We start from the raw sequence: 23,789 nt of genomic DNA on the forward strand, positions 1-23,789 counted from the left end.
TTGGGCAAGCCATTTGGGATTTTGTGTATTGGGCCGCCCGCCGACGGCTTCTAGACTTCACCGGCAGTGCGACGACCGTCGCTCATTCACAAGAGGAGTCTTGCGATGTCCAGGAAAATTCTGGTTGTGCTGACCAGCGTCGAGAAGTACCCCAACCTGAACCGCGCCACCGGCCTGTGGCTGGGCGAAGCGGTGCATTTCGTCAAGAAGGTCGAGGCGGCGGGCTACACCGTGGACTACACCAGCCCTCAGGGCGGCTACACCCCGATCGATCCCCACAGCCTGGCCATGGCCGAGCCGGTGGACTGGGCGTGGTATCACGACAAGGCCTTCATGAACCGGCTCGGCGCCACCCTGCCGGCCAGCCAGGTCAATGCCGCGGACTACGTGGCGATCTACTACGCCGGCGGCCACGGGGTGATCTGGGACTTCCCCGACAACCCCGACCTGCAGAAGCTCAGCGCGGCGATCTATGAGAACGGCGGCTACGTGTCGTCGGTCTGCCACGGTGCGGTGGGCCTTTTGAACATCACGCTGTCCGACGGCCAGGCGCTGGTCAAGGACAAGCAGGTGACCGGGTTCTCCAACGAGGAAGAGCGCCTGGCCGAACTGGACCAGTACGTGCCCTTCCTCACCGAAGACGAACTGGTCAAGCGCGGCGCCCGCTACGTCAAGGCCGACCAGCCGTGGGCCGCCTACGCGGTGGCCGACCGGCGCGTGATCACCGGCCAGAACCCGGCGTCGGGCGGCGCGGTGGCGGACCTGCTGCTCAAGGAACTGGCCCGCTGAACCGGCCGGGGCGACAGCGGAGGTCGCCCTCCCTTCACTCGGCCTGCGACGGCCCCTTGAGTTCGACCTGGTTGCCGTCCGGGTCAAAGCAGTACAGCGACAGGCCGTTGCCCTCGGCGCCGAAGCGCGTCGCGGCCTTCTCCACCGTGAGGCCGGCCGATTGCAGGTGCTCGGTGATCGCCTGCTCATCGAACGGCTCGATGCGCAGGCAGAAATGGTCGACGTTGCGCCGCTCGGCGCCGGCGGCGGCACCGCCCTTGCGGCCGATCTCGCCGTTGAGGTCGACCAGGTCGATCATCGAGGTGCCGGCGCGCAAGTGCACCAGGCCCAGCTTCTCGTTGCGCTTGACCAGCTCGGCGCCGAAGACCCGGTCGTAGAACTCGATGCTGCGCTGAAGGTCCGCCACCCGCAGCACGATGTGGTCGATGCGTTGAATCGTAAAAGGCGTCATGCATTCAATCCTTGGGCTGAAACGACCCGCCCACTCTAGTGCAACCGCGAAAAAATTCACTGTCGATTTTTCGGTGGAGCCATCGCAAAAGCGGATTTATCCTCGGCCCATGAACATACAGACCGCTGTCCTGCCGCCCCACGCCGAAATGGTTCGCGCCATGCTCGAACGCGACACCGCCTATGAAGGCGTGTTCTTCACGGCCGTGAAAACCACCGGGATCTTCTGCCGCCCCAGCTGCACGGCGCGCAAGCCGAAACCGGAGAACGTCGAGTTCTTCGCCCACGCCGACGATTGCCTGTCCGCCGGTTACCGCGCCTGCCTGCGCTGCAAACCGCTGGACGCCGCCGCCATCGCCCCGGACTGGGTGCAGCGGCTGCTCAAGGCCGTGGACGCCGACCCGGAGCTGCGCTGGAGCGATGCGCAACTGCTCGCCGAGGGCATTGAGCCGCTGAAGCTGCGGCGCTGGTTCAAGCAGCATTTCGGCATGACCTTCCACGCCTGGCTGCGCACCCGCCGGCTCGGCATGGCCCTGGGCGGCATCCGCCAAGGGACGTCCATCGACCATGCCGCGTTCGATTCCGGCTACGAATCCCTGAGCGGCTTTCGCGATGCGTTCCAGAAATCGTTCCACATCACGCCGGGGCGTGCGGCGGCCAGCGAGCCGCTGCTGTTCACCCGCCTGACCACACCGCTGGGGCCGATGATCGCCATGGCCGAGCGCCGTGGGCTGGTGCTGCTGGAGTTCCTCGACCGGCCGGCGCTGACCCGGGAGGTCGAAGACCTGCAGAACCGCTTCGGCTATGTGGTCGCACCGGGGCACAACGACCATCTGCGGCGGATCGAAGCGCAACTGGCACAGTATTTCGCCGGGCAGCTCCACGAGTTCACGGTGGCGCTGCACCTGCCCGGCAGCGAGTTCGCCCGTCAGGTGTGGGCCGAACTGCTGCAGATCCCCTACGGGCACACGAGCACCTACGGCGCCATCGCCGCCCGCCTGGGCAAGCCGGGCGCCAGCCGTGCGGTGGGCCTGGCCAACGGGCACAATCGGCTGTCGATCGTGGTGCCCTGCCATCGGGTGATCGGCGCGGACGGCTCGCTGACCGGCTATGGTGGAGGACAGCCGCGCAAGGCGTTCCTGCTCAGGCTGGAAAACGCCGCCGTGCAACTCACGCAGCCATTGGCCTTCTGACCGGGCCGCCACACCGCCAAGGATTTCCATGAGAACGCTCGACACCCGCCGCGAAAAGGCGTTAGCCCGTGGCGAAGCCAAAGGCCGACGGAAATAGACCATGCCTGACGCCTATCAACCCGCCACCGCCTTCCTGGCCGGCCTAGACGCAGACTGGAAGCGCCACATCGCCGCCGTCGGCCCCTGCCTGCATCAGCCCCACCCGGCCCGCGACCCTTACGAGTCGCTGGTGCGGGCGATCGCCTATCAGCAACTGCACGCCAAGGCCGGGGATGCGATCGTCGGGCGATTGGTGGGGTTGTTTGCGGACCGGGCGTTTCCCCGCCCGGAGCAGATCCTCGCGACCGATTTCGACCGGCTGCGCAGTTGCGGGTTTTCGGCGGGCAAGATCGCGACGATCCAGGGCATCGCCCAGGCCACGCTCGACGGCGTGGTGCCGGACTACGCCACGGCGCTGGCGATGGACGACGAGGCGCTGATCGAACGCCTGGTCAGCCTGCGCGGGGTCGGGCGCTGGACGGTCGAAATGCTGCTGATCTACAGCCTGGAACGGCCCGACATTCTGCCGGCGGACGATTTCGGCGTGCGCGAAGGCTACCGGCGGCTCAAGGGCCTGGAGGCGCAGCCGACCCGCAAGCAGATGATCGAGATCGGCTCCGCCTGGAGTCCGCACCGCACCGTGGCGGCCTGGTACCTGTGGCGGGTGCCGACCCGCTAGACCGCATCATCGTTCATCGCCGGCAAGCCGGCTCCCACAGGACTCAGCAGCGGCCGTAGATTCTGCGCCCCACCGCAAAAACCTGTAGGAGCTTGCCTGCAAGCGATGAGGCCGGCGCTGCCGACATCTGCAGTGGCTGACCCACCGCCATCGCCAGCAGGCTGGCTCCCACAGGTTCCGCATCCACCCGCAATTCCTGTGGGAGCTGGCTTGCCAGCGATGAGGCCAGCACTGCTGATATCTGTGTTGCCTGACCCACCGCCATCGCCAGCAGGCTGGCTCCCACAGGGAACGGCGGCGCCGGTCAGTCCTGGTGCGCCCAGGTCATGCGGAACGACGCCCCGCCCCACGCCGAATCCCCGACCTCGACCTGCCCGCCATGGGACTGCGACACCCGCCGCACCAGCGCCAGGCCGAGGCCGAAGCCGCCGGTGCGGCGGTCGCGGCTGGCGTCCAGGCGCGAGAACGGTTCGAAGATCTTTTCCCGGCCCGCCAGCGGCACGCCCGGTCCGTCGTCGTTGACCTGCACCTCGTACTGATCGCCGCTGCGCGACAGCGACACCTCCACCCGCCACTCGGCGTACCGGATGGCGTTGCGCAGCAGGTTGATCACTGCCCGCGCCATGAACCGCGGCTCGATCCGCACTTCGTCGACCCCGCACTCGCGGATCACCAGTTGCACCCCGGCCGCCTCGGCCTCCAGCGCCACGCTGCCGACCACACTCTCCAGCCAGTTGAAGGCCTGAATGTTCTCCCGGGTGATCACCGTCGCGCCGCGCTCAAGGCTGGCGTAGGTGAGCAGTTCGGACACCATCTCCTCCAGTTCGCCCAGGTCGGCGTACATGTCGGCGATCAGTTCTCGACGCTGCCCCGCCTCAGGCTGCTGCTTGAGCTGGTCGAGCTCGAACGACAGCCGCGCGATCGGCGTGCGCAGCTCGTGGGACACCGCATTGGTCAGTTCGCGCTGGTTGGCGATCAAGGTTTCGATCCGCGCGGCCATCAGGTTGAAGTGCCCGGCCAGGTCGCGGATGTTCGAACGCTTCGACAGCTGGATCCGCGCCGACAGGTCGTTGTCGCCGAAACGCACCGCCGCCAGGCGCAGCTTCTCCAGGTCACGCCAGTGCGGGCGCACCCAGAAGAACAGGACGATGCCGATCATCACCGCCACCATCAGGTAGGCGCCGACGATGTAGAACGGCATCAGGCTCGGCTCGCCGGGCAAGCGGATGCTGAGCAACTGCGTGCCGCCGTCGATGGACGCGATGTAGCGCATGTATTTGTCGCGGATGACCAGCAGGCCCTGGGCCAGTTCGGCCTGTTCCTTGTCGGTCAGGCCCAGCTCGCCGGCCTCGACCAGCGTCAGCTCCAGGCCGTAGTGCGGACGGATGGATTGCAGCAGCGCCTCGCGGCCCGGGCCGTCCAGCCCGCGCAACTGTTCGCCCAGGGTCCAGGCCTGGCCGCGGACGGCTTCGCGGTTGTAGTCCTGCATCTGGTAGTCGAGCAGCGCATCGAAGGTGTGCTCCACCGTCTGCAGCGCCAGCACCAGCCCGATGGTCATCACCACGAATAGCCCGAGGAATAGCCGCAGCATCTACAACTCCCACGCGAACGGATTGAACAGATAACCCTTGCCCCACACGGTCTTGATGCACACCGGCTCGCGGGGGTTGTCGTTGAGCTTGCCGCGCAGCTTGCTGATGTAGACGTCGACGCTGCGGTTGAGGCCGTCGAACGCGATGCCGCGCATGCGGTTGAGGATCTCGTCGCGGGACAGGATCTTGCCGGCGGCGCTGGCCAGCAGCCACAGCAGCTCGAATTCCATGGTGGTGAGCTCGACCGCCTCGTCCCCCAGACGCACCTCGCGACGGCTGCGGTCGATGGCCAGGTGGCCGAACGTCAGCGCGTTGCACACGCCGGCGTCCGGCACCTGACGCCGCTGCAGCGCCCGCAGGCGGGCCAGCAGCACCGGCGGCTTGATCGGTTTGATCACGTAATCGTCGGCGCCGGACTCCAGGCCCAGGATATGGTCGAGGTCGTCTTCCTTGGCGGTGAGGATGACGATCGGCGTGTCCGACACGCTGCGGATCTCACGGCACACGTGCAGGCCGCTCTGCCCCGGCAGCATCAGGTCGAGCACCACCACCTTGGGCCTGAATTCGACGAACGCGGCCACCGCCAGATCGCCGCGGTGCACCGTGCGCACCTCGTAGCCGTGCTGTCGCAGAAAATGCGCGATCAGTGTGGCCAGGCGCTCATCGTCTTCCACCAGCAGGACTTTGCCAAAACCCAGGTTATCCATAACGACTGTCTGCCGACCTCTGTGAAGTGGGCGACATTATGGCGGCAATCGGTGTCCGGGCGGTTACCGTGGGCAGCAAAAACCGGCCGCAAGGGCCGGTTTCCTGTGATGTTTCATCGTCTTAAGAGTTTTTTACAAGTACCGTCACGCGGCGCTCGGCACGCCGCTGTGGAAGCGGAACTCCACGTCCGGCGATTCGATCAGGTCCTGCTCGACGGCCCGCACCTTCTCGATCACCAGGGCGATGTCCTTGGCGTCGCCGTACTGGTAGGCCAGTTTCAGGTAACCCTGAAAGTGCCGCGCCTCGCTCTTGAGCAGGCCGAAATAGAATTTGCCCAGCTCTTCGTCCAGGTGCGGCACCAGCGCCTCGAACCGCTCGCAGCTGCGCGCCTCGATGAAGGCGCCGACCACCAGGGTGTCGACCAGCTTCACCGGCTCGTGGCTGCGCACCACCTTGCGCAGGCCCGAGGCGTAGCGGCCGGCATGCAGTTGGCGCAGTTCGACCTTGCGCCGCTTCATGATGCGCATCACCTGTTCGTGGTGCACCAGCTCTTCCCGGGCCAGGCGCGACATCATGTTGATCAGATCGACGTGGGAATGGTACTTGGCGATCAGGCTCAACGCGGTGCTGGCGGCCTTGAACTCGCAGTTCTTGTGGTCGATCAGCAGCGTCTCCTGATCGGCCAGCGCGGCCTGGACCCAGGCGTCCGGGGTGCGGCAGCCAAGGAATTCGTGGATTTCGGGAAGGTTCATGGGGCTCACGGGCAATGGGTATCAAGCGAAGGGCGCGATTATACCGGCCTGTCCGCAGACCACCAGCGGCCGCCATTGATATGCATCAAGCCGCAGGCGCGGGCGCAGCAACTATAGTTGTGCAACGCCGTGCCTTTTCATTGCTGGAGACTCCGCTCATGCAAGCCATTCGCAGCATTCTGGTGGTCATCGAACCCGAACACTCGGAAAGCCTGGCGCTCAAGCGCGCCAAGCTGATCGCCGGCGTGACCCAGGCCCACCTCCACCTGCTGGTGTGCGACAAGAAGCACGACCACGCCGGCATGCTCAGCGTGCTCAAGGCCGCGCTGCTGGCGGACGGCTACAGCGTCACCACCGAACAGGCGTGGAACGAAAGCCTGCACGAAACCATCATCGACGTGCAGCAGGCCGAAGGCTGCGGGCTGGTGATCAAGCAGCACTTTCCCGACAGTTCGCTGAAAAAGGCCCTGCTGACCCCGGCGGACTGGAAACTGCTGCGTCACTGCCCGACCCCGGTGCTGCTGGTGAAGACCGCCGGCTCCTGGAAGGACAAGGTGATCCTGGCCGCCGTCGACGTGGGCAACGCCGACGGCGAACACCGCCACCTGCACACCACCATCATCGACCACGGCTACGACATCGCCAGCCTGGCCAAGGGGCACCTGCACGTGATCAGCGCCCATCCGTCGCCGATGCTGTCGGCGGCCGACCCGACCTTCCAGCTCAAGGAAACCATCGAGGCGCGCTACCGCGAGCAGTGCCGGGCGTTCCAGGCCGAGTTCGACATCGATGAAGCGCACCTGCACATCGAGGAAGGGCCGGCCGACGTGCTGATCCCGTTCATGGCCCACAAACTGCAGGCGGCGGTGACCGTGATCGGCACCGTGGCCCGCACCGGGCTGTCCGGCGCACTGATCGGCAACACCGCCGAAGTGGTGCTCGATGCGCTGGAAAGCGACGTGCTGGTGCTCAAGCCGCAGGAGGTCGAGGATCATCTGGTGGAGCTGGCGGTCAAGCACTGAGGCTTGCGGCGCCCGGGCCGGCCTCATCGCTGGCAAGCCAGCTCCCACAGGTATCCCGGGTGTTTGCAGGATGTAGGTACACCACAAAACCCTGTGGGGGCTGCGGTGGTGACCGCCGAAATGACAGGCACCCGCCATCTCTGTGGGAGCCAGCCTGCTGGCGATGCCTTCAGTCGCCCAAGGCATCCTTGAGGAACCCGGGGGCGATGTACCGCTGGTAGTGCGCCTCCGACAGCAGGAAGAACTCCCGGTCGATGGCGTCGCGCAACTCCGGCAGGTTCCAGTCGCGAAATTCCGGCATCAGCACCATCCCGTACGCCTCCAGGTTGACGATCACCCGCGCGCCCCGGGCGATCAGCTGGTAGGCCCAGCAATATTCCGACTGGTGCGGCACGAAGCGGATCTTGCGCTGCTCCAGCTGCTGGCGCAGCAGCGCCCGGTCGAACACCTCGACCTTGCTCGCCATCACTTGTGACAGCAACTGCTCAAGACGCAGCCACACCGCAGTCTTCTGCTCCTCGCCGTAGCCGTTCCAGTGGATCACCTCATGGTGGAAACGCTTGCAGCCGCGGCACACCAGGTCACCGTAAACGGTGGAGCAAAGGCCGACGCAGGGGGTCTTGATGGTCTGATTGGGCATAAGGGGGCAAAACACGGCAACGCGGAACAGGCCGGTATGGTAGCCCTTTGTCCGCCGTTGATCACCCCTCCGTTCGCAGGGTCAAGCGGCCGGCGGGCCCTGGGACGGGCCGTCCGACCCGCCACCAAAGTCCAATGCCGGCCGACTTACCTTTAATTTTTTTTTGCCGTAGAATCAGCCAGCCTTTTTAGGCGCCAATGTCCGTCAAGAAGCTGTTTTCAAAGCGTCACGAGCACAGTCGTTCCTTCAGAGCGGTGTTGGCGAACGGTTTTTCCAGCGGGGAAAAGCCCGACGCCAACCCTCATCAGCTCCCGTTCTGCAGGCGTAAAACTTTGAAAGCAGCTTCTGTAAGGAATGGTCGGTAATTCTGGCTAAGCGGCTCACAACGCCACGCAGCGCATGAATACGTCCATTTCGGGATGAGCGTCCCGGACACCCATTTGGGACCACTGATGAGGGTAATAACTGTGCTTGAAGCCTACCGCAAACATATCGAAGAGCGTGCAGCACTGGGTATCGTTCCCCAGCCGCTCAACGCCGAACAAACTGCAGGCCTGGTCGAGCTGCTGAAGAATCCCCCGGCTGGCGAAGAAGCCTTCCTCGTTGACCTGATCACCAACCGCGTTCCGCCAGGAGTGGACGAAGCCGCCTACGTCAAGGCCGGTTTCCTGTCCGCCGTCGCCAAGGGCGAAGCCAAATCCCCGCTGATCGACAAGAAACGCGCCGTCGAGCTGCTGGGCACCATGCAGGGCGGCTACAACATCGCCACCATGGTTGAACTGCTGGACGACGCCGAACTGGCTGCCGTCGCCGCTGAACAGCTCAAGCACACCCTGCTGATGTTCGACGCCTTCCACGACGTGGCCGAAAAAGCCAAGGCGGGCAATGCCCACGCCAAGGCCGTGCTGGAATCCTGGGCCGCCGGCGAGTGGTTCACCAACAAGCCTGCCATCGCCGACAAGTACAGCCTGACCGTCTTCAAGGTCCCGGGCGAAACCAACACCGACGACCTGTCCCCTGCCCCGGACGCCTGGTCGCGCCCTGACATCCCGCTGCACGCCCTGGCCATGCTGAAAATGGCCCGTGACGGCATCGTGCCTGAGCAGCAAGGCGCCATCGGCCCGCTCAAGCAGATCGAAGAAGTCAAGGCCAAGGGCTTCCCGGTCGCCTACGTCGGCGACGTGGTCGGCACCGGTTCCTCCCGTAAGTCCGCCACCAACTCGGTGCTGTGGTTCTTCGGCGACGACATCCCTTACGTGCCGAACAAGCGCGCCGGCGGCTTCTGCTTCGGCTCCAAGATCGCTCCGATCTTCTACAACACCATGGAAGACGCCGGCGCCCTGCCGATCGAGTTCGACGTGTCGAACCTGAACATGGGCGACGTGATCGACGTCTACCCGCACGCCGGCAAAGTGTGCAAGCACGGCACCGACGACGTCATCACCACCTTCGAACTGAAGACCCCGGTGCTGCTGGACGAAGTCCGCGCCGGAGGCCGTATCCCGCTGATCGTCGGCCGTGGCCTGACCGAGAAGGCGCGCGCCGAGCTGGGCCTGGGCCCGACCGACCTGTTCAAGCTGCCTGAAGCGCCTGTCGACACCGGCAAGGGCTACACCCTGGCGCAGAAGATGGTCGGCAAGGCCTGCGGCCTGCCGAAAGGCAAAGGCGTGCGTCCCGGCACCTACTGCGAACCGAAGATGACCACCGTCGGTTCCCAGGACACCACAGGTCCCATGACCCGTGACGAACTGAAGGACCTGGCGTGCCTGGGCTTCTCCGCCGACCTGGTGATGCAGTCCTTCTGCCACACCGCGGCGTATCCGAAGCCGATCGACGTGACCACCCACCACACCCTGCCTGACTTCATCATGACCCGTGGCGGCGTTTCGCTGCGTCCGGGCGACGGCATCATCCACTCGTGGCTGAACCGCATGCTGCTGCCGGACACCGTGGGCACCGGCGGTGACTCGCACACCCGCTTCCCGATGGGCATCTCGTTCCCGGCCGGTTCCGGTCTGGTCGCGTTCGCCGCCGCCACCGGCGTCATGCCGCTGGACATGCCTGAGTCGATCCTGGTTCGCTTCAAGGGCAAGCTGCAGCCTGGCATCACCCTGCGTGACCTGGTTCATGCCATCCCTTACTACGCGATCCAGAAAGGCCTGCTGACCGTCGAGAAGAAAGGCAAGAAGAACGCCTTCTCCGGCCGCATCCTGGAGATCGAAGGCCTGGACGAGCTGACCGTCGAGCAAGCGTTCGAACTGTCCGACGCCTCCGCCGAGCGCTCCGCCGCCGGCTGCACCATCAAGCTGCCGGAAAAGGCCATCGCCGAGTACCTGCAGTCCAACATCACCCTGCTGCGCTGGATGATCGGCGAAGGCTACGGCGATGCCCGCACCATGGAACGCCGTGCCCAGGCGATGGAAGCCTGGCTGGCCAACCCTGAGCTGATGGAAGCCGACAAGGACGCGGAATACGCCGAAGTCATCGAGATCGACCTGGCCGACATCAAGGAGCCTGTGCTCTGCGCGCCGAACGACCCGGACGACGCCCGTCTGCTCTCCAGCGTTGCCGGCGAGAAGATCAACGAGGTGTTCATCGGTTCGTGCATGACCAACATCGGTCACTTCCGCGCCGCCGGCAAGCTGCTGGATCAGGTCAAGGGCCAGCTGCCGACCCGTCTGTGGCTGTCGCCGCCGACCAAGATGGACGCTCACCAACTGACCGAAGAAGGCTACTACGGCATCTACGGCAAGGCCGGCGCCCGCATGGAAATGCCAGGCTGCTCGCTGTGCATGGGTAACCAGGCACGCGTTGAGCCGAACAGCACCGTGGTGTCGACGTCGACCCGTAACTTCCCGAACCGTCTGGGCGACGGCGCGAACGTCTACCTGGCTTCGGCTGAGCTGGCGTCCGTGGCTTCGATCCTGGGTCGCCTGCCGACCGTCGAGGAGTACATGGAATACGCCGGCAAGATCGACAGCATGGCGGCCGACGTTTACCGCTACCTGTCCTTCGACCAGATCGCCGAGTTCCGTGAGGCTGCTGCGAACGCCAAGATTCCGGTCGTTCAAGCCTAACGCTGCAAGGCAATGAAGAACGCCGCCCGTCGCAAGACGGGCGGCGTTTTTTTATGCCTTCAATCCCCCGTGCAGGAGCCAGCCTGCTGACGATGCACCGGCACAGCCGACATCGCCAGCGCCTGACCCATCGCCATCGCCGGCAAGCCGGCTCCCACAGGTTCCTCCGTGAGCGCCAAAGAAACTGTGGGAGCCAGCCTGCTGGCGATGGGGCCGGCACATCCAGCATCCTCTCAGCCAGACACACCGCCATCGCGAGCAGGCTCGCCCCCACAGGATCGAAGGCGTTCGCCGATTCCGTGTACGCCAGAGCAAACTGTGGGAGCCGGCTTGCCGGCGATGGCGTCGGCATATCCAGCATCTCTCAGGCAGGCACCCCGTCATCGCGAGCAGGCTCGCCCCCACAGGGAATCATCGCTCAGGGCGCCAGATCGCGCGCCTTCTGCACCGCGCCGTCCACGCTCAACCCGCTCAGGATCACGCCATTGGCCTGGGTCTGCGGCAACGCATCCAGCGCCGCCAGCGCCTCGTGCTTGAGCCGGGCCAGAATCAGCCGCTTGCCCGCCTGATGCACCCGCACGAAGAACTCCTGCATCGCCTCAAGGCTGGTGCCGTCCAGGTCAGGAGACTCCTCAAGGCTGAGGATCACCGTGTGCACGGGCACCTGCGAGTGGCGGACCAGCCGCAACGCGCCGCCCAGGATCCGTTCGACATTGGCGAAGAACAGCGCCTCGCCGGGCCGCACGATCAGCACGCCCGGCTCGGTGGCCGCCGTCGGATGGCGCTGAAGGTCGACAAAGTCATGGCCGCCGTCGATCCGCCCGAGCACCTGGATGTCCGCCGCCGACAGCTGCTTGAGCATCAGCAGCACACTGATGGCCACCGACACCAGCAAGCCGTCCAGCACCCCCAGCACCAGCACGGACGTCACCGCGCAGACCACCAGCACCCGGTCGCGCCGCCAGATGAAATAGCGCCCCAGCGGCTGCAGGCTCAAGCCCCTGCCCAGCGCGTGCATGACGATGGCCGCCAGCACCGGCTCCGGCGTCAGCGCAATCCACGGCAGCACGGTCAGCACGATGATCAGCACCGTCAGCGCCGCGATGCCGCCTGCCCAGCGTGACGTGGCGCCGGCGGCTTCGTTGGCCGAGGTCGCCGAATAGCCGGCCCCCACCGGCATGCCATGGAACAGGCCGGACAGCAAGTTGCCGGCGCCCAAGGCCAGCAAGTCGCGGTTGGAGGTCACGCGGTCGCCGTGCTTGAGCGCATACGCACTGATCGAACCGTAGGATTCGGCGTACAGGATCATCACCATGGCGAACGCCACCTCCCCCAGGCGCAGCCAGTCGGCGAACGGCAGCGCCGGCAGGTTGGGCACCTCCAGGCCCAGATCGATGGCGCCGATCAGCTTCACGCCGTGATCCGACAGGTTCAGCCATTGCCCGGCCGCAATGCCGATCACCACCACCAGCAGACCGCCGGGCACCCGGGGATGGCGCGAAAGCACCCCGAGCAGCACCAGCGCCGCGGCGCCGACAGCGGCGGACGGCCAGTTCCATTGCGGCAACTGCTCCAGCAATTGCGGGGCGAAACGCACCAGGTTGGCGTCCGTCAGGTGCACGCCGACCACGCTCGCCACTTGCTTGAGAATGATGGTCAGCGCCAGTCCGAAGGCAAACCCGCGCAGCACCGGCTTGGCGATGAAGGACGTGACGCTGCCGAAACGGAACGCCCCGGCCAGCAGAAACAGCGCGCCGGTGACCAGCACCAGCCCCACCGCCAGGGTCGAACGCAATTGCGGGTCGCCGTTGGCCAGGGTCGCCGTGGCCGCCGCCAGCACCGCCGCCGACGACGAGGTCGCCGAGACGATGGCGAAACGGCTGGAGCCCAGCAGTCCGTAGCACAGCAGGCCGGCGAACAGCGCGATCACCCCAGCCTGGGGCGCCAACGCGGCGATGGTCGAATAGGCCACGGCTTCGGGCAGCAGCAGGCCGGCGATCGATAGCCCGGCCAACAGGTCTTGCCAGCGGTTGGCAGGTGCGACGGAAGGGGGAACGCTCGACAATCCTCTGTCTCCAGGCGAAAAAAAAGCCGCTGCGCACATCGTGCGCAGCGGCCACTGTAGCTGTGTATCTGCCGGGGCGCGAGGCCCTGCGCGGTTATGCCGCCAGCGAATAGATCAACGCGGAAATCGCCACCAGGCCGACGGCCGTGACGAACACGTTGGACGCCTGACCGCGGTAGCGGGCCATCGCCGGCACCTTGCGGATGGCGTACATCGGCATCAGGAACAGGATCGCTGCGATCACCGGGCCGCCGATGGTTTCGATCATGCCCAGGATGCTCGGGTTGAGCGTGGCCACGATCCAGCACACCACCAGCATGAACGCCGCGACGATGCGGTCCAGGGCCTTGGCGCCCGGACGCTTGCCGCTCTTGACGATCAGGCCCTTGAGGCCTTCGCTGGCGCCGATGTAGTGGCCCAGGAACGACTTGGAGATGGCCACGAACGCGATCAGCGGCGCCGCGAACGCGATGGTCGGGTTGCTGAAGTGGTTGGCCAGGTACGACAGGATCGACAGGTTCTGCGCCTTGGCCTCGGCCAGTTGCTCCGGCGACAGGGTCAGCACGCAGCTGAACACGAAGAACAGCACCATCAGCACCATGAGGGCGTGGGCGCGGGACAGGATCTGCGAGCTGCGCTCATCGGCGTGGACGCCATAACGGCGCTTCTGGTCCACCGCGAACGCCGAGATGATCGGCGAGTGGTTGAACGAGAACACCATCACCGGAATCGCCAGCCACAGCGTATGCAGGAACGCCGAAGGCGCCGGCACGTGCGAGGCGGTGGTGAGGATGCCGCCGGTCCAGTGCGGGATCAGGTACACCGCCAGGAACGCCAGGGCGACGATGAACGGGTACACCATCAGGCTCATGGCCTTGACGATCACCTGCTCGCCGCAGCGCACCACCGCCAGCAGGCCGAGGATCAGCGCGAACGACAGCACCGCGCGCGGCGGCGGCGTGATGTGCAATTGGTGCTCAAGGAAACTGGCGACCGTGTTGGTCAGGCCGACGCTGTAGATCAGCAGGATCGGGAAGATGGCGAAGAAGTACAGCAAGGTGATCAGGGCGCCGGCCTTGATGCCGAAGTGCTGCTCGACCACCTCGGTGATGTCGGCGCCTTCGCGGCCGGACAGCACAAAGCGAGTCAGGCCCCGGTGTGCGTAGAACGTCATCGGGAACGCCAGCAGCGCCAGGATCAGCAGCGGCCAGAAGCCGCCCAGCCCCGCGTTGATCGGCAGGAACAGGGTACCGGCGCCGATGGCCGTCCCGAACAGTCCCAGCATCCAGGTGGTGTCTTGACGGTTCCAGCTCGACAGTTCAGCTGGTGCCGCCGATTCAAAGCGCTCGTTGACGCTATTGGCCTGATCATTCATCCGGTCGGATCTCCGCATTCCGGTCACTTGCCACTCGGTCAAAACGCGCCGGAAAAAACCGACAGAAACGTCGCAACCGAAACAGGGTCGCGATTCTCCGGGATAAATGAGCAGAAGCAAAGACTTAGCTGAGGAATGGTTGTACGGATCAGATTCCAGGTATGTCGTTTTCGGCAAAATAGCTGTCGCTTACAGACACCAAAAATGTCGTTTTCCGACAAGCCCAAGCGCTGCAAGCCTGGCGGAAGTGGCGCTCAGGGCAGCTCACCGACCGGTGTTTATCGGCTATACCCAATGGCGAGATTCCGACCGTGTTCCCCAGCCTTCCGCCCTTGGAGCCGCCCCATGCCCCTTGTCCGCGTCGACATCAGGAAAAACCCCGACCCCACTTTCGCCAAACGCATCGGCGAGGTGATCTACGCCGCCCTGCGCAGCACGTTCAACGTGCCGGAGCACGACAACTTCCAGATCCTGGCCGAACACGACGGGCCGCATTTCATCTATGACCCGCAGTACCTGGGCATTCCGCGCAGCGACGGCATGGTGTTCATCCAGCTGACGGTCAGCGAAGGCCGCAGCGTCGAGCAGAAGCAGCAGCTGTACCAGACGATCGCCCATCACCTGCACAACCAGTTGGCGGTGCGCCAGGAAGACGTGTTCATCAACCTGGTGGAGGTGAAAAAGGAGAACTGGTCGTTCGGCCACGGCATCGCCCAGTACGTGAGCTGAAACCGTGCCCGCCCACGGCGGCGCGACCGCCTGACCAAGCGCCCTCCGGGCCCCCGCACCAGCTCCTACACTGGCTGGTGCGAGCCCAGGGTCTGCGGTTGCCAAACCGCTGCGCAATCCGCACTCTGGCACGACTTTCGCGACCGACACGACGACGATCACAGGAGCCGAGCAATGCCCGCCACCGTTCTGGTACTGGTTGAAACCATCAATGACTACCTGCCGATCCTCGAACGACAGGGCTTTCACCTGATCCTCGCCCCCACCCCCGCCGAACGCGCCCAGGCCATCGCCACCCACGGCCCGCGGATCGATGCCGTGCTGACCCGCGGCCCGCTGGGCCTCTTCGCCGACGAGATCGCCGCGTTGCCGGCGCTGAAGATCATCTGCGTGATCGGCGCCGGCTACGAAAAGGTGGACCTGCAGGCCGCCAGCGACCGGGGCCTCACCGTGACCAACGGCGCCGGAGTCAACGCCTCCTCGGTGGCCGACCACGCGATGGCCATGCTGCTGGCGCTGGTGCGTGACATTCCGCGCTGCGACGCCGCCGTGCGCCGGGGCGAATGGCCCAAGATCATGCGCCCGTCCCTGTCCGGCAAACGGCTGGGCATCCTCGGCCTGGGCGCAGTGGGCATGGCCATCGCCAAACGCGCCGGCAGCGGCTTCGACATGGAGATCAGCTACCACAGCCGCCAGGTGCGCAACGACGTGCCCTACGCGTTCTGCTCGACCCCGACGGAGCTGGCCCGGGCCTCGGACTTCCTGGTGGTCGCCACCCCCGGCGGCATCGGCACCCAGCACCTGGTGACCCGCCCGGTGCTCGACGCCCTGGGGCCCAAGGGTTTCATCGTCAACATCGCCCGCGCCAGCGTGATCGCCACCGCCGATCTGATCGCCGCGTTGGAGCAGCGGCGGATCGCCGGGGCCGCGCTGGATGTGTTCGACCACGAACCGCAAGTGCCGGATGCCCTGAAGGGCCTGAGCAACGTGATCCTGACCCCGCACGTCGCCGGGCTGTCACCGGAGGCCACCCAAGGCACTGTCGAGCTGGTGGGGAAAAACCTGGTGGCGTTCTTCTCCGGGCAACCGGTGCTGACGCCCCTCGACCTGCCCCCTCGCCTCAACGACCAGCGCGTGCACTAAAGCACGCCGAGCAACGTCCACATCCGCCGCGCCTCGGCGTCGGCGGAAATCAGTTCGCCCAACAGCTCGCTCAACGGCTTGTTGCCCCACTCCACCGCGCGCCGGATCAGGTACGGCACCGGGCTGTGGGGTTCGGTGCGGGCCAGGTATTCGGCGATCAGCAGCAGTTGCCGGTAGGCTTCCTCGCGGCTGGCCGGCTCGCGGGCCGCCTGGATCGACGGCGCGTCGTTCACCGCATCGGCAGCCGCCTCATCGGCGGACGGGACCTCGGCGACCGGTTCCTGAACCGGTGGCGGCGCGGGTTGTTGCGGGTGCATGGCGATGAACTCCTTGACCAGCGTCAGCAGCGCTTGGAGGGTCTCCTGCAAGGGCTTGAGCCCCGGCCCCTGATCCCCCAGATAGGTGTCGCTCCAGGCGTCGAGCCTTTGCAGGTGCTGCAACCCCAGCAGCAGGTTGCCCTGCTGGCGCAGCCAGAACGCCATGGGCGTAGCGCGCACCTGATCGCTGAGGGTCTTCTGTTCGCTGCGGGCGGTTTCCGCCAGGGCCTTGGCGTTCTTGCTGTCGTTGACCTGCACCTGCTGCACCTGCAGACGGCGCCAGGCACTCAGGCTGTAGCCCTCGAAATCACGGTTGTGGGCGCCGAACAGCGGCACCCGGGTCAGCAGGATTTCGCTGTAGCGGCGCACCAGCCATTCCAGCGGCGTCACCCGCCAGGACTGGTCGCCGTCTTCGGCCTGTGGGTGCACCTGATCGGGATAGCGCTCGCACAGCCCCGCGACCAGCGCCAGGCTCCCGGGCAGACCGTCCAGCCCCTGCAAATGGAGCCACGCTTCGCCGAGCCAGGCGCTGAGCATCAAGTCCTTGCTGCGTTCCAGCAGCAGGTGGGTGGTGATCGCTTCCACCTTCGGCCAGTCCGCCCGCTTGAGCGTCGATTCCCATACACCGGTCGGCAGGCTGGCGTCGTCTTCGCGGCGCAGGTCGCGCAGTTGGTCGAACTCGCGTTCGTAGCGCAGGTCCACGCCGCACGGCGCGTCTTCGCTGATCGGCGCCAGCAGCTGTTCAATGAGGTCAGGCAACGCGGCGGATGGCAGGCTCACAGCCCCTCCTTCTGGGTGTCGATGGCGGCGGTGGTGCCGGTCATCTGAAACGGCGAACGCGGCGCCCGGGTCGGCGGCGGCGTGATGGACATCGGCAGTTTCGAGCCCTGGCTCATCAGCGACAGGCGCACGAACATCCGGGTGAAGCCGGTGGTGACGCTGTCGTTCTGCGCCGTGACCGGCAGGCGCAGGCTCAGCGGAAAGTCGGTGTAGTCCATGCTCGGCTGGCGCTGCACGGAGAAATGCGCGCGCATCAGGCGCAGCAGCGACCACGGCCCGCCGTACTCCCAGCCCGCCTCAAGGTCGCGCACCACCAGGTTGGGCTGCAGCGGATCGTTGACCGGCCGTTCGTTGCCGTTGCGCGCCCAGCGCAAGGTCAGGCGCACCGGCTGGCCCACCCTCCAGCGCAGGTTCGGCTGCTCGGCGCCGGGGTAATTGATCTGTTGGCTGCCGGCCAGCAGGCCCCAGGCGATCACCTGATCGGCGCCCCTCTCTTCCTCGCGGTCGGTGCGCCAGCGCACATCCAGCTCCAGGCCGAGGATGCCGCTCTTGTCCCGCACGAACAGCGGCGTCAGCCAGGTGCCGGCCTGCTTCAGGCGGTTGAGGAAATCCTCTGCCGCCAAGCGCTCCGGCGCCTGGCTCGTGGCCAGGCCCGCCAGCGCCACCGGCAGGCGCTTGTCGATCAGCTCCAGCAGGTGCTGCACCCGGGCCGGGTCGGCATCCTGCGCCTGCACGCCGTTGGCGAACGGGAAGCGGTCGGCCAGGTATTGATTGAAGTAGTTGGCCAGTTCGTTCCACGCGGCGGCAGCCTGTTGCTGTTGCAGGAACTGGCAACGCTGCATGGCCGACTGCTGCAGCTCCACGGCCCGCATCGCCAGGGTGCCGCGCCCGCCGGCGACGTTGGCGGTCTGCAGCACCTGCACGCAAGAGCCGGTGTCCATCTCGATGAAGTCACGGCTGACCAGCTGTTCGATCTGCGCGGGCGAGCTGGCGGGGTTGGCGTCCTTGTACTTGAGCAGCTCGTCGTTGAGCGCGCTGAACTGGGTCACCCGCTCGTAGTCCAGCGCCGACAGGTTGGCCTGCTGGGTCTTGAGCCACTGCAACGCCGAGGTGCGCCGCTCGGTGATGCCGAGCATGGTATTGAACTGCTGCTTGAGGCTGAGCTTCAGGTCCTGCACGTCGCTGGCGCCGTAGAGTTGCAGGCCGAGGTTCTTCGAGCCGTCCCACTGGCTGATTTCGGCCCGTCCGCCGAACAGCGGCTGGACGACGATCTCGTCCAGGCCGCTGACGATCTGCGCCATCGCCCGGCGGTTCAACGCGCTTTGCAGGCGCGCCGCCAGGTCCGTGCGGTGCACCTCGACGAACGCCTTCTGCAGTTCCATCGCCTGCTCCGCCCGCACGTTGAACACCGCGTAGGGTTGGGTCTGGTCATTGTGGTCTTTGAGGCTCAGCCACATCGCTTGGGCCGCTGCGCTTTCGGCTGCCTGCAGCAGTGCGCCACGGTAGGCCGACGGGATCCTGGGCAATTCTTCGGCGATGTAACTCTTGTAGCTGGCGAAATAGCTCAACGAAGTGTCGAGGTCGTCGCCGTCCACGGTCTGGCCGCGCAGGTCGATGTTGTCCTGGCTGGCGCGCAGGGCGACCGACACGAAGTCGCGCTTGAACAGCGACTGCACGGCGTTGTCCAGCTTGACCACATGCTCTTGCAGCGTCAGTTGCCCGCTGCCCTGCTGCACCAGCAGATTGCCCCGGGAGCCGACCTGGGCGATCCACTGGTCGCGAAAGCTCTGCTGCAGCTTGGCCGCCTGGGCCTCCAGTTGCTGCTCCACCGCCGGCCCCAGCAACGCGCTCTTGTGCACCTCGTCGAGCATTTCGCGGTAGCCCGGCACCAGGTCCTGGCCCTTGCCGCGCCCCCAGGTCGAGTTGGTCAGGGCGATCGCCACCTGCAAGTCGTCGACCAGCGCGCGCAGATCCTCCAGCTCGCCGAGGCTGTTGCCGCTGCCGACCTCCAGTTGTTCCAGGTGCAGCTTGAGGTAGCCGGCCTTGCTGACGAAATTGTCGGCCAGGAAATACTGATCCAGCCAACGTTCCATCAGCCCGGTGAAATTGCCCACGATCAGCGGCCGGTCGACGCTCAGATCCAGCGCCTGCAGATTGCCGTCCTCGTCGGCCAGCAGCACCCGGTTGAAGAACGCGGCGTGGGGCAGCGTGCCGGCGTTGAGGTTCAGCGACAGGGCGTTGTTGCTCAACTGCACCAGATCCTCCAGCGGCGCCCGGGGATTGTTCAGGGCCTGGCCGAACCACTGGTTCTGCTGCTCCAGGCGCACGGCGCGGTCCACCAGGTCGGTGGCCTTCTGGTAGTTCTGCCACTGCGCAGGATCCTCGCTTTCGACACTGGCCCGCCGGTCGGTGCTGCGGATGCCCTTGAGCTTGGTCAGCTCGGCGTTCAGCAGATCATGCAGCGGTTCGAGCAGGTGCCGCCGGGCCGACAGGCGCAGTTGCTGTTCAAGCGTGGCGTCGAGCGACGAGAACCACGACGTCGGGAACACCAGCGACGCGAAATCCCAGCGCGGCGAGCGCTCCATCACCCGCCACAGGCTCTGCACGTTGCGCCGGGTCGGCTCGACCCGGTGCGCATCGTCGGTGACCGCCACATAGCCTTTCTGGGCGACTTGCAGCAGCCGCGCCAGCTCATGGGCGTCCTTGACCGAGGCATGCCAGACCAGCAGCATCGCCACCGCCCAGACCCCCGCGACCACCACCGCCACCCCGGCCGTCAGCCGTTGCCAGCGCTGGCGCAGGCGCAACAGGCGCGGCACGCCTTGGGCCACGCCACGCTCGCCGACGATGCGCTGGCGCCACAACTGGCGCACGAAGGCGCTTTGCTGCAAGCCGCTGTCATCGGCCGAGAACCCGTCCTGCGCATCCTCCGCCGGTTGGTTGGCGCTCAGGTACAGCCCGCGAAAGCACGGTGCTTCACCCTGGGCGTTGCCCTGGAACACCGGCTCCAGCACGTTCTGCAAGCCGCGGCGCAGGCTTTCCAGACGCTCCGGCAAGGCGTACAGGTCGGCGCTCAGATGCCCGGACAACGTGCCGATCTCGATCACCGCTTCGGCCACCGCCCGGTGCAGGCGGTCCAGCGCCTGGTCGCTCCATTGCCCCTGCCAGACCGCGTCCCTGGCATAGGGCGACGACCAGCCCAAGGTGCGTTCGCGGGCCTCGTCCGGCAACGCGCTGATCAGCTCCTGGAACCCCGGCAATTCCTCCAGCCCAGTGACCACCACGTACACCGGCAAGCTCAGGCCGAAGCGCTGCAGCAGGTCGATGAAGCGTCGCCGGGCCGCCAGGCCGAGGCCGGTCGCCTGCTCCAGGTTGCCCAGGCGCGCGGCGGGCACGGTCCAGATCACGCCGTCCAGCGGACGTTTGCTGCGCAGGCGCAGGATCAGCCCCAGCAGCCGCCACCAGCCGCCGCGTTGCAGGTGCATGCCGTCTTCGGGCAAGAACAGCGCCTGGGGCACCACCAGCACCGCGCCTTCAGGGTCGGACCACCAGCGGCCGAACCAGGCCGGTTTGTCGGTGGGTTGCAGGCGCCACTCGGTCACCAGTTGCGTGCCTTGGACTTCGTCGCCGAGCATCAGCAGCCACGGCAACTGATAGCGGTCGCGGCTGCCCTGCTCCTGCTCCATGTGCCGCACCGCACCGTAGAAGCTGCGGATCGCCGCGCCGCTCTGGGTGCGCAGCCACCACACCGCGACGGCCAGCAGCACCAGCAGCAGGACGATGCCGACCACCCACGCCACGATCGCCAGCGTGCTCATGAGCCTTGCTCCGGCGCGGGCGCAAGTTCTGTCATCTGCAGCACCGGTTCCAGTTCCTGGCCGATGTCGCGCCACAGCATGTGCCCCAGACCGGCGAGCAGCAGCACCATCGCCGCAATGCCCAAGGCCAGCCGGAAGCCGTCCGGCAGCGCAGTGCGCACCGGCAGGTTCAGCGGCGCCGCCTGCGAGGGCTGCACCAGCCGTTGGCTGACGTCGGCCCAGTCCGCGTCGTCCTGCCAGGCGAAGGTGAACAGCGCCAGGCGCCACTTCTCCCGTTGCGCCTGGCTCTGCTCGCCGCGCAGGCGACCGTGGAAACCGAGGATCAGGCATTGCAGGTAGACGTTGGCCAGGTCCCGGGCGGTGGGCTGCTGTTCCTCAAGCAGGGTGGCGATGGCCGCCGGCACCTGCTCGCCGGCCTGGCGGCTGGCGTACAGGCGCGACTCCAGGGGCTTGTCCTGCCAGGCGGCCTGCCCCGGCCAGGGCGTGAACAACAGGGTTTCGTCCACCAGCGCGACGAACGCGTACACCAGCGCCCGCACCTGCTCGGTGGCCGCGTCGCCGACCCGGGCAAACGCGGTGCGCCACAGGCGCTGCGAGGCCTGGGTCGAGAGCTCGACCACGGTGTCGACCAACGCCTGTTCGTCCTCGCCGTCCTTGGGCAACTGGCTCCAGTCCTGCGACCACTGCTGCCAGGCCTGGCGGAACGCGCTGCTCAGCGGCGCGTCTTGCAACCCCAGGCTTGCGGCATTCCCCTGCGACATGAGCGGCTCCTTGTGTGATCAGGCACTTTCACCGGTCTGCGGGACAAACAGCACCACCTGCCAGGGGCTGCTGGTCAGCTTGGCCGCCGGGGCGGCGATCATCAGCGGCAGTTGGGCGTCGAACCAGGTGCCTTCGGCGTTCACCACAAACAGGCGGGTGTCGTCGCCGACGCTGTAGGCCATCTGCTCGCTGCGGCTCATGGCCTGGTGCGTCAGGCCGCTCATGCGCTGGCGGCTGAGCAGCGCGATGTGCGGCGCCGACGCGATGATCGCGCCGCGCAGCCAGTCGCCGGCGGCCTGTTCGCTGGCGCCGTTGGGCATGCGCAGGCCGATGACCAGGCGCTGACTGGGCCGGTCCTCAGGCAACTGGATGGAAAAGCTGTGCTCGCCCCGTTCGAAGGCGATGCTGCGGTAACCGGCGCGGATCAGTTCGAGGGTGGTCTCCAGCCAGTCGAGCACCTGCCCGTAACCGCGCTGCAGCTCAAGGAAGTCCAAGGGTGCGAACGCCGGCACGCCGGCCAGCGGATCCAGCGCCGCCCATGCGCCGGCCAGGCCCAGCAACTGCACATACAGCGCCTGCGGATGGGCGATGCGCGTGTTGAGCAGGCCTTCGACTTCCGGCAGGCGCGCCCACAAGGCCGTCAACTGGCGGCGGATCTCCAGCGCATCGTCCTGGTTGCCGGCCTGCTGCGCCTGGCGCAGGCGACCGCCGAGGAACAGGCACTTCTCCCGCGCCCGCGCGCACAGCCCGGCCACCCGGCGGCCCAGCGGCGAGTCCGGCAGCAGCAAAGGCGTCGGCGGCGTGTACGGCAACGGCAGGAAGCCGCCGCCCTCCTTGCGGATCTTCAGCAGCGGCAGGCAGATCGAATCGGCCTTGTTCAGTTGCGTGCACAGGCGCGGATTGGGTCGCCACACGGTGATCGATTCGGGGAACTCGCCGCTGGTGAGGTCCGGCAGCGCCTCGCCCACCACCGATTGCAGACGCCCCTTGAGCGGCAACAGCTGACCGGCGCGCCACAACGGGCTGACGGCCAGGTACACGGTGACGGTGGCGTCGTCGGTCTCGTCCACCGCCGCTCTCACGTCCAGCTCCAGCGCCGGGCCGACGCCGGCCTGCACATCCACCGGCAGGCCGTCGGGCATCGTCCCTTGCAGCGCCAGGATGCGCACCACCCCGGCGCTCATCGCCGAGGGGTCGAACTCCAGGCGCGCCACGCCCCAGAACCACGGGTTGCAGGCCTGGGCCAAATGCGCGCCGAGCGCCTCGGCCCGCAACCCCTGCAACTGAAAATGCTGCGGCAGCAACTGCATGCCTTCATGCCAGCAAACCGCGTCAGGTAGCAGACTCATGTGATTCCCTTCGACTGCGCCGCAGGCCGGCGGCGGACGGTGCGCTTTCAGTTTTCCCTGCTGACCAGGCTCATCTCGCGGCTGTCGAACTTGAGCCAGGCGTCACTCCGGTCGTCCAGCCGCAAGCGGTGCGCTCCGGGTGTGTTATAGCTGGCGAAGACCAAAAGTCCAGCCGCCCGCTTGCCCCCCAACGGGAAGGGTTGGCGGTCGATGAATTGCCCCGGCACCAGCTCCAGTCCCCACACGCTCATCAGCTGACGGTAGTCGCGCTGGTACTGCTCGCGCTCGGCGAACCACTGACTGGCGCTGATGCCCGACAGTTGCTTGAGCAGATCCGGATCGTTGACCGCGATGAAATCCACGGCGATGGGGGTGTCGTCGTTGGCCTTGGGCGCGACGTCGAGGGTCAGGCTGTCGAGATCCACTTTCGGCCCGAAGAACGAACAGCCGGCGAGCAGCGCAAAACCGAACGTTAGAAAAAGTCGTGCACGCAAAATGAATTTTCCTTTT

The 23,789-nt window shown here is 66.3% G+C and carries 19 protein-coding genes; 7 read left to right on the forward strand and 12 right to left on the reverse strand.

Going from position 1 to position 23,789, the window contains the following annotated elements; translation table 11 throughout:
* The first annotated feature begins 105 nt into the window (after window positions 1–105).
* Window positions 106–789: a type 1 glutamine amidotransferase domain-containing protein gene (locus CAG33_RS18110; protein ID WP_085639864.1), complete on the forward strand. Its 684-nt coding sequence runs from the start codon at window positions 106–108 to the stop codon at window positions 787–789.
* A 34-nt stretch (window positions 790–823) separates the two neighbouring features.
* Here CAG33_RS18110 and CAG33_RS18115 read toward each other — a convergent pair whose 3' ends face one another.
* The gene (locus tag CAG33_RS18115; protein WP_085583505.1) at window positions 824–1,240 is read right to left on the reverse strand and encodes a VOC family protein; all 417 of its coding nucleotides are present in this window, start codon (window positions 1,238–1,240) and stop codon (window positions 824–826) included.
* Between the two features lie 109 nt (window positions 1,241–1,349).
* On the opposite strand from CAG33_RS18115, the gene CAG33_RS18120 reads away from it, so the two are divergent.
* Window positions 1,350–2,432, forward strand: a complete 1,083-nt coding sequence (locus CAG33_RS18120) for a bifunctional transcriptional activator/DNA repair enzyme AdaA (protein WP_085639867.1) — start codon at window positions 1,350–1,352, stop codon at window positions 2,430–2,432.
* 100 nt (window positions 2,433–2,532) lie between these two features.
* Window positions 2,533–3,150 carry a DNA-3-methyladenine glycosylase gene (locus CAG33_RS18125; RefSeq protein WP_085639870.1) on the forward strand — a complete coding sequence of 206 codons (618 nt, stop codon included), beginning with the start codon at window positions 2,533–2,535 and terminating at the stop codon, window positions 3,148–3,150.
* A 304-nt stretch (window positions 3,151–3,454) separates the two neighbouring features.
* Here CAG33_RS18125 and CAG33_RS18130 read toward each other — a convergent pair whose 3' ends face one another.
* The 3 genes from CAG33_RS18130 to CAG33_RS18140 all read right to left on the reverse strand — a co-directional run bounded on the left by CAG33_RS18130 (window position 3,455) and on the right by CAG33_RS18140 (window position 6,202).
* Window positions 3,455–4,741 carry an ATP-binding protein gene (locus CAG33_RS18130; RefSeq protein ID WP_085583499.1) on the reverse strand — a complete coding sequence of 429 codons (1,287 nt, stop codon included), beginning with the start codon at window positions 4,739–4,741 and terminating at the stop codon, window positions 3,455–3,457.
* Window positions 4,742–5,449, reverse strand: a complete 708-nt coding sequence (locus tag CAG33_RS18135; protein WP_085583498.1) for a winged helix-turn-helix domain-containing protein — start codon at window positions 5,447–5,449, stop codon at window positions 4,742–4,744. It abuts the gene before it with no gap.
* A gap of 144 nt (window positions 5,450–5,593) precedes the next feature.
* Entirely contained in the window at window positions 5,594–6,202 is a 609-nt protein-coding gene (locus CAG33_RS18140) for a tRNA-(ms[2]io[6]A)-hydroxylase (RefSeq protein WP_085639872.1), read from the reverse strand.
* A 158-nt stretch (window positions 6,203–6,360) separates the two neighbouring features.
* Here CAG33_RS18140 and CAG33_RS18145 point away from each other — a divergent pair, with 158 nt between their 5' ends.
* Entirely contained in the window at window positions 6,361–7,224 is an 864-nt protein-coding gene (locus CAG33_RS18145) for a universal stress protein (protein ID WP_085583494.1), read from the forward strand.
* 169 nt (window positions 7,225–7,393) lie between these two features.
* On the opposite strand, the gene CAG33_RS18150 is transcribed toward CAG33_RS18145, so the two are convergent.
* Entirely contained in the window at window positions 7,394–7,864 is a 471-nt protein-coding gene (locus CAG33_RS18150) for a DUF1289 domain-containing protein (protein ID WP_085583492.1), read from the reverse strand.
* A 467-nt stretch (window positions 7,865–8,331) separates the two neighbouring features.
* Here CAG33_RS18150 and acnB point away from each other — a divergent pair, with 467 nt between their 5' ends.
* Window positions 8,332–10,941 carry a bifunctional aconitate hydratase 2/2-methylisocitrate dehydratase gene (acnB, locus tag CAG33_RS18155; protein WP_085583490.1) on the forward strand — a complete coding sequence of 870 codons (2,610 nt, stop codon included), beginning with the start codon at window positions 8,332–8,334 and terminating at the stop codon, window positions 10,939–10,941.
* A gap of 418 nt (window positions 10,942–11,359) precedes the next feature.
* Here acnB and CAG33_RS18160 read toward each other — a convergent pair whose 3' ends face one another.
* On the reverse strand, window positions 11,360–13,006 hold the full coding sequence (locus tag CAG33_RS18160; protein WP_085583488.1) for a SulP family inorganic anion transporter: 1,647 nt from the start codon (window positions 13,004–13,006) through the stop codon (window positions 11,360–11,362).
* A gap of 94 nt (window positions 13,007–13,100) precedes the next feature.
* The gene (locus tag CAG33_RS18165; protein WP_085583486.1) at window positions 13,101–14,381 is read right to left on the reverse strand and encodes an HAAAP family serine/threonine permease; all 1,281 of its coding nucleotides are present in this window, start codon (window positions 14,379–14,381) and stop codon (window positions 13,101–13,103) included.
* 345 nt (window positions 14,382–14,726) lie between these two features.
* Here CAG33_RS18165 and CAG33_RS18170 point away from each other — a divergent pair, with 345 nt between their 5' ends.
* Both CAG33_RS18170 and CAG33_RS18175 read left to right on the forward strand, forming a co-directional pair.
* The gene (locus tag CAG33_RS18170; RefSeq protein WP_085583484.1) at window positions 14,727–15,110 is read left to right on the forward strand and encodes a tautomerase family protein; all 384 of its coding nucleotides are present in this window, start codon (window positions 14,727–14,729) and stop codon (window positions 15,108–15,110) included.
* Window positions 15,111–15,284: 174 nt separating this feature from the next.
* The gene (locus CAG33_RS18175) at window positions 15,285–16,253 is read left to right on the forward strand and encodes a 2-hydroxyacid dehydrogenase (RefSeq protein WP_085632621.1); all 969 of its coding nucleotides are present in this window, start codon (window positions 15,285–15,287) and stop codon (window positions 16,251–16,253) included.
* Here the strand turns inward: CAG33_RS18175 and tssA are convergent.
* The 5 genes from tssA to CAG33_RS18200 are packed head-to-tail and all read right to left on the reverse strand — an operon-like array spanning window position 16,250 to window position 23,773.
* Entirely contained in the window at window positions 16,250–17,350 is a 1,101-nt protein-coding gene (tssA, locus tag CAG33_RS18180) for a type VI secretion system protein TssA (protein WP_085639875.1), read from the reverse strand. The two genes, CAG33_RS18175 and tssA, sit on opposite strands and share 4 nt — an antisense overlap.
* On the reverse strand, window positions 17,347–21,168 hold the full coding sequence (locus CAG33_RS18185) for a type VI secretion protein IcmF/TssM N-terminal domain-containing protein (protein ID WP_085639878.1): 3,822 nt from the start codon (window positions 21,166–21,168) through the stop codon (window positions 17,347–17,349). The genes tssA and CAG33_RS18185 overlap by 4 nt, the downstream gene beginning before the upstream one ends.
* Complete coding sequence (locus CAG33_RS18190) at window positions 21,165–21,929, reverse strand: DotU/TssL family secretion system protein (protein ID WP_085583477.1); 765 nt, start codon at window positions 21,927–21,929, stop codon at window positions 21,165–21,167. The genes CAG33_RS18185 and CAG33_RS18190 overlap by 4 nt, the downstream gene beginning before the upstream one ends.
* 18 nt (window positions 21,930–21,947) lie before the next feature.
* Window positions 21,948–23,279: a type VI secretion system baseplate subunit TssK gene (gene tssK, locus CAG33_RS18195; RefSeq protein ID WP_085639881.1), complete on the reverse strand. Its 1,332-nt coding sequence runs from the start codon at window positions 23,277–23,279 to the stop codon at window positions 21,948–21,950.
* Between the two features lie 47 nt (window positions 23,280–23,326).
* Window positions 23,327–23,773 (reverse strand): type VI secretion protein, encoded by a 447-nt coding sequence (locus CAG33_RS18200; protein WP_085583618.1) that lies wholly within the window; start codon window positions 23,771–23,773, stop codon window positions 23,327–23,329.
* Window positions 23,774–23,789 lie beyond the last annotated feature (16 nt).

The sequence above is a fragment of the Pseudomonas sp. B3(2017) genome (assembly GCF_002113595.1).
Lineage (GTDB): Bacteria > Pseudomonadota > Gammaproteobacteria > Pseudomonadales > Pseudomonadaceae > Aquipseudomonas > Aquipseudomonas ekonensis.

Bases quoted from the DNA above. Each gene is read 5' to 3' on its own strand.
- CAG33_RS18110 (WP_085639864.1), top strand. From the start codon at position 106: ATGTCCAGGAAAATTCTGGTTGTGCTGACCAGCGTCGAGAAGTACCCC.
- CAG33_RS18115 (WP_085583505.1), bottom strand. From the start codon at position 1,240: ATGACGCCTTTTACGATTCAACGCATCGACCACATCGTGCTGCGGGTG.
- CAG33_RS18120 (WP_085639867.1), top strand. From the start codon at position 1,350: ATGAACATACAGACCGCTGTCCTGCCGCCCCACGCCGAAATGGTTCGC.
- CAG33_RS18125 (WP_085639870.1), top strand. From the start codon at position 2,533: ATGCCTGACGCCTATCAACCCGCCACCGCCTTCCTGGCCGGCCTAGAC.
- CAG33_RS18130 (WP_085583499.1), bottom strand. From the start codon at position 4,741: ATGCTGCGGCTATTCCTCGGGCTATTCGTGGTGATGACCATCGGGCTG.
- CAG33_RS18135 (WP_085583498.1), bottom strand. From the start codon at position 5,449: ATGGATAACCTGGGTTTTGGCAAAGTCCTGCTGGTGGAAGACGATGAG.
- CAG33_RS18140 (WP_085639872.1), bottom strand. From the start codon at position 6,202: ATGAACCTTCCCGAAATCCACGAATTCCTTGGCTGCCGCACCCCGGAC.
- CAG33_RS18145 (WP_085583494.1), top strand. From the start codon at position 6,361: ATGCAAGCCATTCGCAGCATTCTGGTGGTCATCGAACCCGAACACTCG.
- CAG33_RS18150 (WP_085583492.1), bottom strand. From the start codon at position 7,864: ATGCCCAATCAGACCATCAAGACCCCCTGCGTCGGCCTTTGCTCCACC.
- CAG33_RS18165 (WP_085583486.1), bottom strand. From the start codon at position 14,381: ATGAATGATCAGGCCAATAGCGTCAACGAGCGCTTTGAATCGGCGGCA.
- CAG33_RS18170 (WP_085583484.1), top strand. From the start codon at position 14,727: ATGCCCCTTGTCCGCGTCGACATCAGGAAAAACCCCGACCCCACTTTC.
- CAG33_RS18175 (WP_085632621.1), top strand. From the start codon at position 15,285: ATGCCCGCCACCGTTCTGGTACTGGTTGAAACCATCAATGACTACCTG.
- CAG33_RS18185 (WP_085639878.1), bottom strand. From the start codon at position 21,168: ATGAGCACGCTGGCGATCGTGGCGTGGGTGGTCGGCATCGTCCTGCTG.
- CAG33_RS18190 (WP_085583477.1), bottom strand. From the start codon at position 21,929: ATGTCGCAGGGGAATGCCGCAAGCCTGGGGTTGCAAGACGCGCCGCTG.
- tssK (WP_085639881.1), bottom strand. From the start codon at position 23,279: ATGAGTCTGCTACCTGACGCGGTTTGCTGGCATGAAGGCATGCAGTTG.